Origin of the sequence: Haloarcula salina (assembly GCF_010119195.1) — an archaeon.
Classification (GTDB): Archaea; Halobacteriota; Halobacteria; order Halobacteriales; family Haloarculaceae; genus Haloarcula; species Haloarcula salina.
In genome coordinates this window covers 641977-655411 of sequence record NZ_WRXL01000002.1, presented here as the reverse complement: position 1 = coordinate 655411, position 13435 = coordinate 641977, and the positions used below count along the sequence as shown (strand labels likewise).

13 protein-coding genes and 1 rRNA gene are annotated in these 13435 nt (G+C 62.1%); 1 reads left to right on the top strand and 13 read right to left on the bottom strand.

The annotated features are described in order from the left end of the window. Positions 1–260: 260 nt before the first annotated feature. From GM656_RS08375 to GM656_RS08320, 13 genes are all read right to left on the bottom strand, one after another. Positions 261–1732, bottom strand: a 16S ribosomal RNA gene (locus tag GM656_RS08375). Between the two features lie 142 nt (positions 1733–1874). Then, positions 1875–2000, bottom strand: a complete 126-nt coding sequence (locus tag GM656_RS19480) for a hypothetical protein (RefSeq protein ID WP_277815045.1) — start codon at positions 1998–2000, stop codon at positions 1875–1877. A 335-nt stretch (positions 2001–2335) separates the two neighbouring features. Next, positions 2336–2632: a translation initiation factor eIF-1A gene (locus GM656_RS08370; protein WP_162413203.1), complete on the bottom strand. Its 297-nt coding sequence runs from the start codon at positions 2630–2632 to the stop codon at positions 2336–2338. Positions 2633–2791: 159 nt separating this feature from the next. Next, positions 2792–3028 (bottom strand): UPF0058 family protein, encoded by a 237-nt coding sequence (locus GM656_RS08365; RefSeq protein WP_162413225.1) that lies wholly within the window; start codon positions 3026–3028, stop codon positions 2792–2794. Positions 3029–3324: 296 nt separating this feature from the next. Next, on the bottom strand, positions 3325–4071 hold the full coding sequence (locus GM656_RS08360; RefSeq protein ID WP_162413202.1) for a DUF7289 family protein: 747 nt from the start codon (positions 4069–4071) through the stop codon (positions 3325–3327). Continuing rightward, a complete protein-coding gene (locus GM656_RS08355; RefSeq protein ID WP_162413201.1) occupies positions 4068–4526 on the bottom strand; it encodes a DUF7266 family protein in 459 nt (152 codons plus the stop codon). The genes GM656_RS08360 and GM656_RS08355 overlap by 4 nt, the downstream gene beginning before the upstream one ends. Continuing rightward, positions 4526–5407 carry a hypothetical protein gene (locus GM656_RS08350; protein WP_162413200.1) on the bottom strand — a complete coding sequence of 294 codons (882 nt, stop codon included), beginning with the start codon at positions 5405–5407 and terminating at the stop codon, positions 4526–4528. The genes GM656_RS08355 and GM656_RS08350 overlap by 1 nt, the downstream gene beginning before the upstream one ends. Further along, on the bottom strand, positions 5401–5973 hold the full coding sequence (locus GM656_RS08345) for a DUF7288 family protein (RefSeq protein ID WP_162413199.1): 573 nt from the start codon (positions 5971–5973) through the stop codon (positions 5401–5403). The genes GM656_RS08350 and GM656_RS08345 overlap by 7 nt, the downstream gene beginning before the upstream one ends. A 1-nt stretch (position 5974) precedes the next feature. Beyond that, positions 5975–6493 (bottom strand): DUF7287 family protein, encoded by a 519-nt coding sequence (locus GM656_RS08340; protein WP_162413198.1) that lies wholly within the window; start codon positions 6491–6493, stop codon positions 5975–5977. A gap of 55 nt (positions 6494–6548) precedes the next feature. Next, the gene (locus GM656_RS08335; protein ID WP_162413197.1) at positions 6549–8585 is read right to left on the bottom strand and encodes a type II secretion system F family protein; all 2037 of its coding nucleotides are present in this window, start codon (positions 8583–8585) and stop codon (positions 6549–6551) included. Next, on the bottom strand, positions 8582–11080 hold the full coding sequence (locus GM656_RS08330; RefSeq protein ID WP_162413196.1) for a type II/IV secretion system ATPase subunit: 2499 nt from the start codon (positions 11078–11080) through the stop codon (positions 8582–8584). Before GM656_RS08330 ends, GM656_RS08335 begins: the two co-directional genes overlap by 4 nt. Before the next feature lie 263 nt (positions 11081–11343). Then, positions 11344–12489 (bottom strand): pyridoxal phosphate-dependent aminotransferase, encoded by a 1146-nt coding sequence (locus GM656_RS08325; protein ID WP_162413195.1) that lies wholly within the window; start codon positions 12487–12489, stop codon positions 11344–11346. After that, a complete protein-coding gene (locus GM656_RS08320; RefSeq protein WP_162413194.1) occupies positions 12486–12980 on the bottom strand; it encodes an Lrp/AsnC family transcriptional regulator in 495 nt (164 codons plus the stop codon). Before GM656_RS08320 ends, GM656_RS08325 begins: the two co-directional genes overlap by 4 nt. 105 nt (positions 12981–13085) lie before the next feature. Here GM656_RS08320 and GM656_RS08315 point away from each other — a divergent pair, with 105 nt between their 5' ends. Then, complete coding sequence (locus GM656_RS08315; RefSeq protein WP_162413193.1) at positions 13086–13415, top strand: hypothetical protein; 330 nt, start codon at positions 13086–13088, stop codon at positions 13413–13415. The last annotated feature ends 20 nt before the right edge of the window (positions 13416–13435 follow it).

The window sequence follows — 13435 nt, the reverse complement described above, 5'->3', positions numbered from 1 at the left end:
GCGGTTTGACCCGGCTTGGTGCATCTGTCGTCGTACCATATCCCATCGCCGTCCCACACTTAAGGGGCACGGTTCGGAACCGGCACGAGGTACGGACCTGTCGGGAGTTGCACCCGACATCCCCGCGAGGGGATATCCGCCTCGGATAGGTCTCGTGAGCCCAGCGGGCCCAAGCAGTAGTCGGCGCTTGCCGACTCGCGGTGACTTGTGGTCACCAGTCAATGTAGGTGGGTTGGGGCGATGCCCCAATCCCGGTCAGTAGGAGGTGATCCAGCCGCAGATTCCTCTACGGCTACCTTGTTACGACTTAAGCCCCCTTGCGAAGCCCAGATTCGACCAGCGCATGCTGGCCTCATCCGGACCTCACTCGGGTGCTTTGACGGGCGGTGTGTGCAAGGAGCAGGGACGAATTCACCGCGCGCTTCTGACACGCGATTACTACCGAATCCAGCTTCATGCGGGCGAGTTTCAGCCCGCAATCCGAACTACGACTCCGTTTCGAGATTAGCTTCGCCTCTCGGCGTCGCATCCCTTTGTCAGAGCCATTGTAGCCCGCGTGTTGCCCGGTCCATTCGGGGCATACTGACCTACCGTTGCCCGTTCCTTCCTCCGCTTTAGCAGCGGCAGTCTCCGTAGTGTACCCAACTACCACGTGGGTATTGCTGGCAACTACGGATGCGGGTCTCGCTCGTTGCCTGACTTAACAGGACGCCTCACGGTACGAGCTGACGGCGGCCATGCACCTCCTCTCAGTAGCGTCGGGTAAAGTCGTCAACCTGACCGTCATTACTACTGTCGGGACCGGTGAGATGTCCGGCGTTGAGTCCAATTAAACCGCAGGCTCCTCCGGTTGTGGTGCTCCCCCGCCAATTCCTTTAAGTTTCATCCTTGCAGACGTACTTCCCAGGCGGCTCGCTTCTCGGCTTCCCTACGGCGCAGCGCAGGCTCGTAGCCTGCGGCACACCTAGCGAGCATCGTTTACAGCTAGGACTACCCGGGTATCTAATCCGGTTCGAGACCCTAGCTTTCGTCCCTCACCGTCGGGTCCGTCTTCTTGAGGTGCTTTCGCCATTGGTGGTCCGTCCAGGATTACAGGATTTCACTCCTACCCCGGACGTACCCCTCAAGTCTTCCGGCCCCAAGCCGGACAGTTTCCGCTGGACGCCGACCAGTTGAGCTGGTCGATTTCCCAACGGACTTGTCCGGCCGGCTACGGACGCTTTAGGCCCAATAATATCGGCCATCACTTGGACTGCCGGTATTACCGCGGCGGCTGGCACCGGTCTTGCCCAGTCCTTGTTCCTGCACCACCTTACGGTGCAGAAAAGCGAGGGCTATATGCCCTCGCACTCGGAGTCCCCCTATCGCACTGTCGTGCAGTGTAAAGGTTTCGCGCCTGCTGCGCCCCGTAGGGCCCGGTATCTTGTCTCAGATACCGTCTCCAGGCTCTTGCTCTCACAACCTGTACCGATTATCGGCATGGTGGGCCGTTACCCCACCATCTACCTAATCGGCCGCAGCCACATCCTACAGCGCCGGAACGTTTCCAACTCTCGACACTCCAGTCTGAGAGTCGTATCCGCTATTAGCCTCAGTTTCCCGAGGTTATTGCGGTCTGTAGGGTAGTTTGGCCACGTGTTACTGAGCTATATGCCACGAGTATGAACTCGTGCGACTAGCATGGCTAAATCGGACTCCGATAGCAATGGCCTCCGGCAGGATCAACCGGAATGTGCTGATATACATCAGCGGCGGAAGTGGTTGCACTCCGTCGGAAGCTAACCCATCGATTCCTACGTCGATGGTGACTACTGCATGGGTCCGTGGGCTCACATCAGATTCCATCTTAACGGCGGACCGCAGGGGTGGAATCCTCATGGGGTGAGCAGTCGCCGACCCCAGACGGGGAAGACGACGAACTCTCGTAGCCCGATCGGCCAGGTGGCCGACGTGGGCTGTGTCGTCCCGGGCTCGCCGCCCGGTGCGACCTTCGCATTCATTCGGATGGGTGGGGTACATATAAATGAATCGTCTCGCAGCCGCCCTGTGTCGGTTGCACACGACGCATACGTAACGTGATGCCCACACACACATATTCGCAAGACAGCGGCCAGATAATGAGAGTTCGACACACATACCTTATCGAAATCTATCATATCTGATCGCTCGGCGGCGGCGAGACGGCATTACATATCAATAGGTAGCGGTATTGAGCAAGCCTATTTCGAGGTCTCGTACGCGCGTGGCCGACGCTATGCGTCACGAAGCTCGAGATGGGTTCGGAGAAGTCGCGCTGTGTTGCGTTCGCTGGTCGGTTCGAGTCAGTACGGTGTGACTATGCGGTCAGGGAGTCGATGTGGCCCTCGGCGCGGAGCTGGTCGGCGTCCTGGCCCTTGTAGCGCCATTCGATGTTGGCCTTCTCGTCCTGCCAGTCCCAGGGCTCTGCGAGGACGATGTCGTCCTCGTTGATCCAGGTTCGGAACTTCATCCGGCCCGGAATCCGTCCCATTCGGGTCTCGCCGTCCTCGCAGAGGATGCGGACGTGGTTGCCGCCGAGGTGTTCTGTGACCACTGCAAACAGTTCGTCGCTTGTAGGCATGCGGAGATTCCGCCGCCCTGAATCGTCGCTCACAGCATAAATACGTGCGCCCGCTGTATAAGTCATCTGAGAGTTACGATAGCGTGTGCCATGCAGGGGCCCTCGAATCGAGGGGGGACACGATCCAGTCGAAGAAAGCGAAAAGCGTTGAGATGAGAATCGTCGAGTGAGAGCCGATCCGAGTCGAACGGGTCAGTCGGCAGCCATCGGGCGCGGCTCGTCGGTTGCCTCGGCCATCTCCGTCGTCAGTTCGGTAGCGAGCGCGAAAACAGCTTCCTTGTGGTCGGTCTTCGACTTGTGAATCGATGTCGGTTTGACGCCGAGATCGGCGTATCGGTCGTGTTCGACTTCAGAATCGGCTTCGGCCTCGTAGTGGTGCTGTACCTGTGCGAGAAGGCTGTGAAGGTGAATGAGCTCCTGTTTCTTCATTAGTAACCAACCCTTGTAATTGGAGGCTAATAGTACTACCTTGCCAACAGTTATCACGTTCTATCACTGAAATTTATTCACAAGTAAATATCAGGATTAAAATAGTCCATCTAATTCATCGTATTCAGGGATCTATAGCCGGTTTCTGTATTTCAAATCGTAATATCCTCGTCAACTCGAGAGATATTAATCAGATTTTCACGCACGCCGACAGGTTTGTGACACGTAGCGAAGCGCCCGAGCGTTGCGACGATTGGGTCGCTGGCAGCCCACAGGCGAATACCAGAGAGCGCCCGTCAAGAGATCGTCCGAAGGCTAACCGACGTGTTGTGGACTACGGCGCGATCGATGCCCGTACACCGGTAGGTGTACGACTCGCTCGGGTGCGGTTTCCATCGAGGCGCGTTTCGCTCGAAGAGTCGCTGCCATGCGGCGGGATAGGCGGTGTTAGAGACGTTGACGGAGACCGTCGCTGCAGACGGAGCGTCACCGGCCTTCGGAGAGACGAGTGTCTCGTCCCGGAGCGACGTCTCGAGTGTCACGCGATTCGCCGCGGAGAAGTTCGTCTGGCCCGTGAGTGTGAGTACGGAGAGATACGCGCTATCCGGACTGCACCGGAACGACGGCTCTCGCGAGACGACCAGTCCCTCGCGTTGCACTCTGAACACCGCGCCACTGGTGTAGACGATGTCGGTACCACTGTCGGTCTCGCGGACGAGCGACCGACTCTGTATCACTGTTGAGTCACCGTCGACCGTCACGTTGATCCCGGACGACCGCTGGGAGAGGCCGTGTCCCTGGAGCTTGATGCTGGTCGTCCGACGCGGCGCGCCGTCGCGAACGTGGTCGCTCGTAGTCTCTGCGAACCCGACCATCGTCGTCTCTGCGACGTCCGTGGCGGCCCCACGCTGTATCGTCTCGAACGCACCGAGGCCGCCGAGAGAGACCAGTGCGATTCCGCCCACGATGATGCTGAAAGTCAAGGTGAACGCGAGCAGGTCAGAGACACCGCGGTCGTCGCGGGCGATCTCGTTCCCCCTCATCCGCGGACCACCTCCATGCAGTCGGTGGTCGCGTTGTACCTGACGATCATCGGCCCGCTGCTGGCGAAGGACCGACAGACGGCCGTCTCGTTGTTGAACCGGACGACCGCGAACCGATCCATCGCCGTCGCGTTCACGTAAACGCGCGTGCGCGAAGCGTCGGCGGTCACCTCCACGTTGTACGTCTGATCGGCGATCCGATCGGGATACGTCGCTCGGAAGGCCACCGAGCCATTGAGATCGGACGTGGCGAACGCGTCGAGTCGGAGCAGGTCCCTCGCGACGCCGTCGCCGACGTTCTCGAGCGCTTCTTCGGTCACGCGCTCGCGCTGGGACTCGACCATCTGACTCCCGCCGATGAGGAGACCCGTCACCAGCAGCGCCGTGATGCCGATCGTCAACGCCTGCGTCACCGCCGGTGAGACGCCACGGTCGTCCCGACGCAGTCTGTCCATCACGTGCTGTTCACCTCCACGAAGACCGTCCGGTTGTAGCTCGCCGACGGCGTGTCGTACGTGGTGTCGACCGCGGGAACGACCGGGTAGGGCGCTTTGTGATCGGAATGGATGTCTGAGAAATCGCCGAGTGCGGCAAATCGATACCGGACATCTGATTGGGCCCCGTGTTTGATCGTGACGTTGTAGGGGCCCTCAAGTTCGCTGGCGAAGGTCGGGTACGTTCCAGTCGAGCCCGCGACCTCACACGTTCCGGATAGAATCTCGAGGTGGGCCGTCCCGCTACCCGAACATCTGGAGACGCCGTTGACGAGTATCTCTTTCTGTGTTCCCGGCGGCGTGCCATCGAGTGTCATCGTCCAGCGATCCGTCGCGTTCTCGACGACGATAGTGGTCGGATTCCCACCGCCGTTGAGGTCGACATACGTGATGTTGAACACCACGATGCGAGTGCTTTCGTTCACCAAGTTCCACTTGTTCCCGCCGCCGCCACCCGGCTCCTTGAACTGCTTCGCGGGTGTTTTGGTCTGATTGACCTCGGTCCCGAGCGACGCGCTCTCGTTGAGTGTCGCGTTGAGGTACGTTCCGTCGCGGCTCCCGACGACCCGGTTGTAGGTCACCGTGTAGTTCGAGAGGGCGTCACGATAGCGCGTCTCGTACCCGTCGAGGTCGTCGCCGCGGGTCTCGACTGCGAGGCGCCCGAGGTCGCGGTTCACGGACGCTTCGCGATCGGCGAGTCGCTCGATGCTTTGGGCGCTTCCCGTCGTCGCGATCGCGTCGGTGACGGCCAGACTGTGCGCGAAGAGGATCGTGCTGAAAACGACGATGGCGATGGCGACGCCGCCGATCAACAGCAACTGTCCGCGGTCACGCGCTACCATACGACCAGGCGCACCTCCACGACGTTGTAGACGATCGAGTCCGGTCTCGCGTCCGGAGCGAAGTAGTCGCCGACGGCGGAGAGCGGCGGCCCGGTGCCACTACAGTCGCCGATGCGCGTTGGCATGTCGTCGGTCAGCGTGACCGTCTCCGTCGCGACGGCCGCATCGGCGGGATTATCGGCCGCGTTCCGAGTCGCCGCCTGTGAGACGAGATCGGTTTTCCTGTCGTTCGCGCCCCGATCCCAGTAACTGAGATAGATGTTGTACTCGTCGCCCTGCCGATCGAACGTATGGTTGAGCATCCGCTCGAATTCGGTCGTACTCCCGGTCTGGTTCCCGTTGAGCGTCGGGGCCCCGACGCTGTAACACCGCGTCGCGTTCTGCAGGGTTCCGGTCTCGGCAGCCAGCGAGAGGAGGTCTGCCGCGCGCGCGTCGAGTTCGGCCGTCCGCTGCTCCGCGCCGGTCTGGAACGGTCCGGTGTCGACCGCCGAGAGTCCGTACACCGTCGCCGTCACGACGACGATGGCCGCAAGCACGCCCTCGAGCGTGTACGCCTGTCCCCGCATGTTACCACACCCGCACCACGAGCCAGCACACCGGATCGCACTGGTCAGTGTTGGTCAGTTTCACGACGCGAGTCGCTCGCGCGACGTTCTGCCGGTCCGTCGCGTCGGGTCCCCAGGCGAGCGTGTCGCCGTCGTCGACCGCCGGTGCACGTCGGCTCTCGAAGAGCGTCGACGCGTTGACGATGGTCACGTTCACGCGCGGATTCGCCCGTCTCTCGGACGCGACGAGGAGTCCGGCGTCCGCCTTCAGCGCGTCGAGTTCGGCCGTGTCAGCATCGAGCGACGCGTTGATCCCCCCGGTCGTGTTGTAGACGAGATGGTTTCGCGTCCCCTCGACCGTGAAGTTCTCGACCAGGTAGGTCGCGGTACGGTCCGCGATCGGTTGGCTGCGCTGTACGTCCGGGGACTCGTACACGGCGATAGCACTGCCCTGTACGAACGCGAGTACCCCGATGATCGTCACGAGCAGGACGCTCACCCCGACGGCGAAGTCCTGCGGTGTTTGTGCTCTTGTATCCATGTCCCACACCCCGTTTGTCGCGTTGTTCGTTCGCTGTCGAAACCCCCGGAGTTCGCTACCCCACGGCGATCCACACCACCAGTGCGATCGTCGAGAGGATGACCGCGAATTTGACGCCGGCGACGAGCTTCACCTCGCGGATGTACCCCGCGATGAACGACGACAGCAGCGCCTGCAGCGTCACCGCGTGGAAGAACAGCATCGACAGGAGGTCCGTGTCGACGCTGCCCCCGAAGTTACCGCCGGGCGCGCCACTGCCGCTCGATCCGGACGCCTGCGTTGCGAGCCCGGCCATCACGTCGAGGAACTGCGTCTTCAGCAGCGCCATGACGCCCAGTAGCGTCAGGTACGTCATGATGATGATGACCGTCTGCATGCGCGTTCGCGACTTGCGCTCGCGCTCGATGTCGTCCTGGTTCTCCGAGGCCTGTGCGGCCGTCGAGAGCACGTCCTGAATCTGGCTGGAGGCCTCCTGTGCCTCCGCGATGAGCTTCACCGTTCGGGCCAGCCGCGGGACGTGGTACTTGTTGTTGAACTCCCGAAGCGCGTCTTTCAGGCTCGTCCCGTAGTTCACCTTCGCGTGGATCGTCTCGAACTCGTCGGAGAGCTTGCCCGCGGAGGTCTCGGAGACGACCTTGATCGACTCGAGCAGGGTCATTCCGGTGTCGTTGGCCGACGCGAGCTTGCGGAGGTTCTCCGAGAGATTCCCGATGATCGCCTTCCGCGAGCGGAGGTTCCACTCGTAGAAGATCATCAGCGGGACGAAGTTGATGTACATCGGGACGTACACCCAGAAGAACGTCGAGCGGACCGGAACCGCGATCATCCCGTCCAGCGACAGCGGCGCCCAGCCGAGGACGATGGCCACAACGATCGCGAGAATCGAAGTCGGAATCGTCAGCCCGAGGACGAGCAGCGGATGGTCGCGGAAGAACAGGTCCGGTCGCTTGAGGATCTCCATGAGTTCGTAGGTCCCCTCGCGGCGCTTGATCCGGTCGAAGACGCCGTAGGTCCCGGCGTAGTTCTCGATGAGGCCGAGATTGAACACGCCGACGCCCTCGTCGACGACGAGTTCCTTTTCGCCGGCGTGCGACCGGAGGTAGCCGTCGCCGATGGAGTCCTGCGTGACCGTCGAGACAAGGACGAGAAAGCCCAGGCCGGTCAGCGGGATCAGCCCGTAGACGGTCCCGTAGATGAGCGACTGCTGGGCGTTGCCCATCATCGACATGATGACGAGGATGATGATGAGAAGCAGCGGGAACAGCGAGAGCGTCATGTACATCTCGCCGAACAGTTCGAGCGTCTCCAGCTGTTTGTTCTGCTCCTGTCTGGCGGTCCGCATGTGCTTTTCCTTCTGATCTTCGAGGAACGAGGTCATGTCCCCGCCGGAGTTGATGATCGAGAGCATGTCGGTCAGAAACTGCGACAGCTCGTCCGACGGCGTCTGAATCGCCTGGTTCCGGACGGCGGTCCGGTAGTCGGTGTCGAAGTACTCCGTCTCGAGGACGATAGACTGGAACTCTTTTGCCACCTCCCCGTAGGTGTCTTCGGCCTGTCCCATCGCCTGCAGGATCTCGAGTTGGTTGAGCCCGCCGACCGACAGGGCGTACATGAACGAGACTGCGTCCGAGAGGAGGACGTTAATCTCTCGTTTCCGGGCGCTCGCCCGGAAGTAGGGGATGGAGACGAGCGAACCGAACCCGATTGCGAATCCGATCGCGCCGAATATCACTCCGGTCACGAGCACCAGGAACGGGACCTTCAACACGTCGAGGATGGCGGAGACGTTCTCCGGGACCGGGATGCCGATAAGCGTCGGGGCTTCTCCGCCGGCAAAGAGCAACTGGACGAGGAGGTAACCGAGCAGCGTCCCGACGAGCCACAGCGCGAGGCCCGCGATGACGCCGACAGCGAGGGCGCGCGCGAGGAACATCTCGACGTTGTCGGCCATCCGGGCCTGTGCCAGCTTGTTCTCGACGCTGTCGACGAAGTCGCCCTCCTCGTCGAACACCATCTTGTACACCGGGTAGAACGTGTCGCCGAGCGCACCGCCGCTCCCGAGCTGTTTCTGTCCCGGTGTGTCCATGCTCATTCGCTATCTGCCTCCGCGCCGGCCTTGGGAACGAACTGGCCGAAGTCGATGCTGTCGTCCTCGCCGGCGTCGTCGGCGTCCGTGTCTCCGTCCATCAGGGCCGAGACGATGTCCGGCGTCTCGCGGCTCTTGTAGGTGTCGAACAGCGGCTGTGCGTTGTCGAGGACCTGCTTGGTCTCCTCGACCATCTCCGGCGGGGCGTCGGGACGCGGGACCATCTCCTCTTTCTCCGGCTCGATGTCGATCTTGACGGACTCCATCTCGCGGAGGTCTTCGAGCGACAGTTCGAGCTGCTCGTTCGCGATGAGCGTCAGGATGGTCTCGGGGTCGTTGACGAACGCCTGCACCGTCGCGGCCACCTGCGTGTACGTGTTCAGCCCCTGTTCGATGAGGTACGCCAGGACGACCTTGCGCTTGAACAGTTCCTCGTCGAGCTTCTCCTGTGTCCACCCGCGGTCGAACTTGATCTCTTCGAGGGTGTTCGAGTTCCCCATCTGGATGTACTCGTCCGTCTCGGCGCGCCACTCGTAGACGTCCCTGACGTTGATCTCGTCGTTCTCGGCGGAGTACTCGTTGATCTCGGTCAGCGACTTGTTCCGGCGCACCTTGCTGCCGTCGACCCGGGTCTGGGTCTGGATGGAGACGAGGTCCAGCGCGGTGAACAGCGTCTTCGAGACGTTGATCGGCTCGGTCGTAAAGCGCTTGATGACCTCGCCCACGGAGTCGGCGTGGAAGGTCGTGTACGTGGTGTGGCCGGTCGACATGACCTGGAACAGCGTTCGCCCCTCCTCGCCACGGATCTCACCCATGACGATGTAGTCGGGCCGTTGCCGGAGTGCGGCCTCCAGCAGGTCGAACTCGTCGACGTCGCCCTTGTCGTCCTCACCGAAGGAGGGGCGGGTGACGCTCGCCACCCAGTTCCGCTGGGGGAGCTCGACCTCCCGCGTGTCCTCGATGGAGACGATCTTGGAGTTAGAGGGGATGAACAGCGAGACGGCGTTCAGCGAAGTGGTCTTCCCGGACGCCGTCCCGCCGGCGAAGATGAGGCTCTTGTTGTTCTCGATACAGAGCCAGAGGAACGCCATCTCGTCGAGCGAGAACGTGTTCCAGTTGATGAGGTCGATGGGGGTAAACGGTACGTCCTTGAACTGACGGATGGTGTAGTTGGTCCCGTGATCCGACACCTCGCGGCCGAGCGTCAACTGGGCGCGTGACCCGTCCGGCAGGGTCGCGTCCACCTGCGGCTGGCGCTTCGAGATGCCCTTGCCCGAGCGCTGGGCCAGTTTCACGACGAAGTCATCGAGTTCGCCCTTGCCGTGTTCGACGTTGGAGATGATCTGCTCGTAGTCGGTGTGGTAGACGAAGACGCGGGAGTTGTAGCCGTCACAGGAGATGTCCTCCACGTTGATGTCGTGTTTGACCGCGTCGATGCGGGCGTAGCCGACGAAGTCCCGCTTGAGCATGTACAGCAGTTTCTCGACCTGGTACTCGTTCAGTTGCGACTCGTCGTCCTCGATGACGGCCGGCTCCGGGCGAGTCGAGAGGCCGGTCAGCGGCCCCGTCGTCTCGTCACTCTCGCCTTCGTCGAGACCGAACAGTTCCTTGACCTGGCCGAGGACGCTCTCGCTCCCGCTGGCGTCGACCGGTCCGTCGTAGAGATCGTACCGCGAGAGGAGCTGTTCGGCCTCGCGCTGGATGACCTGTGCCCGGTCCGCGTCCGTCCCCTGGACGATGACGTCGTCCTCTGAGTACTTGATGGCGGTCTTGAGTTTGCCCGATAGGAACTCTCGGAGGTCGATCTCGATGGCATTGAGGTACGGCTCGACGACGTAGTACTTCTTCTCGTTCTCCTTGCGCGAGTGGAAGATGACGACGCAGGCGTAGGGCTTGTTCACCCAGTAGCGTTCGAGTTCCGAGAAGTGGGATTTCTTCGCCTGCGGGACCGCCTTCTCGAGGTCGTATCGGTTGACGACCGTCGTGTGGCCCTCGCGCGTCGAGAAGAACTCGTCTTCGTCGAGGTCTGGGTTCACGTCGACCGTGTTCTCGTCGACGTACTCGTGGAGTTCGCTGGCGATGTCCTCCGCGGCGGATAGTTTGTGTTCAGTGTGATCCGGGTCGAAGCCGAGATGCTCGCTGGCGTCGAACGGCACGATCGCACCCTCGCCGTCGCGCGGACGGCTGCCGTCCTCGTAGTAGTATTCCCGTTTAAAATGCTCCCAAGAGTAGACGTCCTTCGCGACAGGGGTGGTCTCCGGATCCAGAAACTCCTGAAAATGGTCGTCGAGCGTCTTCCCGGCGCTCGCCGCGTCTTCGATGCGGTCTGGGAGATCTCGGGGTTCGAAGCCGAGGTATTCGCTTCGGTCGAACCGACCGCCGTCGTGGAGTTCACGTCGGAGGTCGTCCCAGGTGTACTCGCCGACCCGGGCCGAGCGGTCAGTCAGGCCGCCCCCACTGGCCTGATCCGAACCGCCTCCCCCAGTGTCATCGATAGCCATTGTTATTCATCTCCTGGTACGCAGGAAAAAACTTTACGCCCAGAAAATGTATGATAAGATATACTTTTAATCGGTTCCATCCAAGTCTGACTACAATAGTAAGTCATCCATACTGAACGTTTCGGCGAAGAAACCCGAAATCGGTCGCGGTCGCACCGAGTGAAGACGGAGTCGAGCGGAGTTAGCGACTACCGACCGAAACGTCGATCACGTTGGGCTGGTCCGGTCGAGATAGCGCAGACGGCTGGAGTAGGAGGTGATTACTACTCGATGAACGACTCGATTCGAGCCATCGCTTCCTTGAGGTCGGACAGCCCGGTCGCATACGAGACGCGGAGGTGCCCAGCGCCGCCCGCGCCGAAGGCCGATCCCGGCACGAGCGCGACGCGCTTCTCCTGCAGGAGCGCTTCGGCAAACTCGTCCGCGTCGTCCCAGGGGCACTCCGGGAACGCGTAGAAGGCACCGGCGGCGGGGAAACAGTCGATGCCCATCTCCTCGAAGCGGGTGAGGACGTACTTCCGTCGGCGGTCGTACTGGGCGGCCATCTCGGTGACCTCGTCGCGGCAGTTATCGAGGGCCTCGATCGCGGCGTACTGGGCGGTCGTCGGTGCGGACAGCATCGAGTACTGGTGGATGCGGTTCATGGCCTCGATCGCCTCGGGCGGCGCCATCGCGTAGCCCAGTCGGAAGCCAGTCATCGCGAACGCCTTCGAGAAGCCATTGAAGACGACCGTCCGCTCGCGCATCCCGGGGAGCGACGCGATCGAGGTGTGTTCGTGTTCGTACGTGAGGTCGGCGTAGATCTCGTCGGCGAACACGACGAGGTCGTTCTCGCGGCAGAACGCGGCGACCTCGGCGATCTCGTCGCCCGTCATCGTCGCGCCGGTAGGGTTGTTCGGGTAACAGTAGACGAGCGCGTCGGCGTCGGCCGCGCCGGTCGATTCCAGCACCTCCCGGGTGAGCTTGAACTCGTCCTCGGCGCGCGTGGGCACGTCGACCACGTCGACGCCCGCGAACGTCGCGCCGGGGACGTAGGAGACGTAACAGGGCTGGGCGATGGCCACGGTGTCACCGGGATTCAGCAGCGCCCTGAACGCCAGGTCGAGTCCCTCGCTCGCCCCCGCGGTCACGAGGATCTCCTCGTCGGGGTCGTACTGGAGGCCGTGGGTGGCGGCCTCGTAGTCCGCGATCCGCTCACGGAGTTCCCGCTTCCCGCGGTTGGCCGTGTAGGACGTCCGCCCGCGTTCGAGGGACGCGATAGCCGCCTCGCGGGCCGCCCACGGCGCGGAGAAGTCGGGCTCGCCGACGCCGAGTGAGATGATGTCGTCCATCTCCTCGGCCAGTTCGAAGAAGCGCCTGATCCCGGACGGAGGGACGCTGTCGACGCGTGTGGCGGGTTCGAGCGTCATGGTGAGACCGACAGCCTATCGTCGTCGTCGTGGTCGTCGAACTCCATGCCCTGTTCCTTGTAGGACTCCATGATGTAGTGGGTCACGGTCTGCGTGATCTCCGGGATCGGGGCGATCTTGTCGCTGATGAAGTGCGAGACCTCTCGCATCGAGTCGCCCTCGACCTCGAGATCGAAGTCGTAGTCGCCGCTGACCAGTCGGAGCGAGGTCACCTCCGGGAATTTCGCGATGCGCTCGGAGATGTCGTCGTAGCCCGTCTCGCGGTCAAGCGTGACGTTGAGTTCCACCGTGGCGCGGACGCGCTCCTCGTCGGTCTCGACGGCGTTCCAGTCGACGACCGCCTGATAGCCGCGAATGACGCCTGCCTCCTCGAACTCCTCGATGATCTCGGCTACCTCGCTCTCCGAGAAGTCCGTCAGCCGAGCGATGTCCTCGGTGGTGTAGCGAGCGTTCTCCCGTAGCAGGTCCAGTATCTCGCGGCGACTGCTCATACAGAGGTGGCGGAGCGAGGCGGACAAAAGCCTTGCTCAATGGTGAGAACGCGTCGCATCCGGGCCGGAGATGGTTTTAATACCGTCCACGGTAAGGATTCGGTAATGTTCGAAGAGGGTGAACGACGCAGCGACTCACAATCGGGGTGGGCATTCATCGCCGCGTACGACGGGGCAGCGGCGGTGATCGACGCTGTACTCGAACTCGATCCGACCGAGCGGTACACGAAGACTGAACTGAGCGACGTGGCCGGCGTCCCGCTGAAGACGCTGTATCTGGACGGCACGCTCGAAGAACTGGTGACGGTCGGTCTGCTGGAGAAGCACGGGGACGAGGGCGAGGAGACGGTGTTCTCCGTCGACGACGGAAGCCCGGTGTTCGACGCGGCACTGGCGTTCGACGACGCGGTCCGAGACCAGCAGTCGGACGCCTGAGCGCGTCCCCGTCGTGGAAC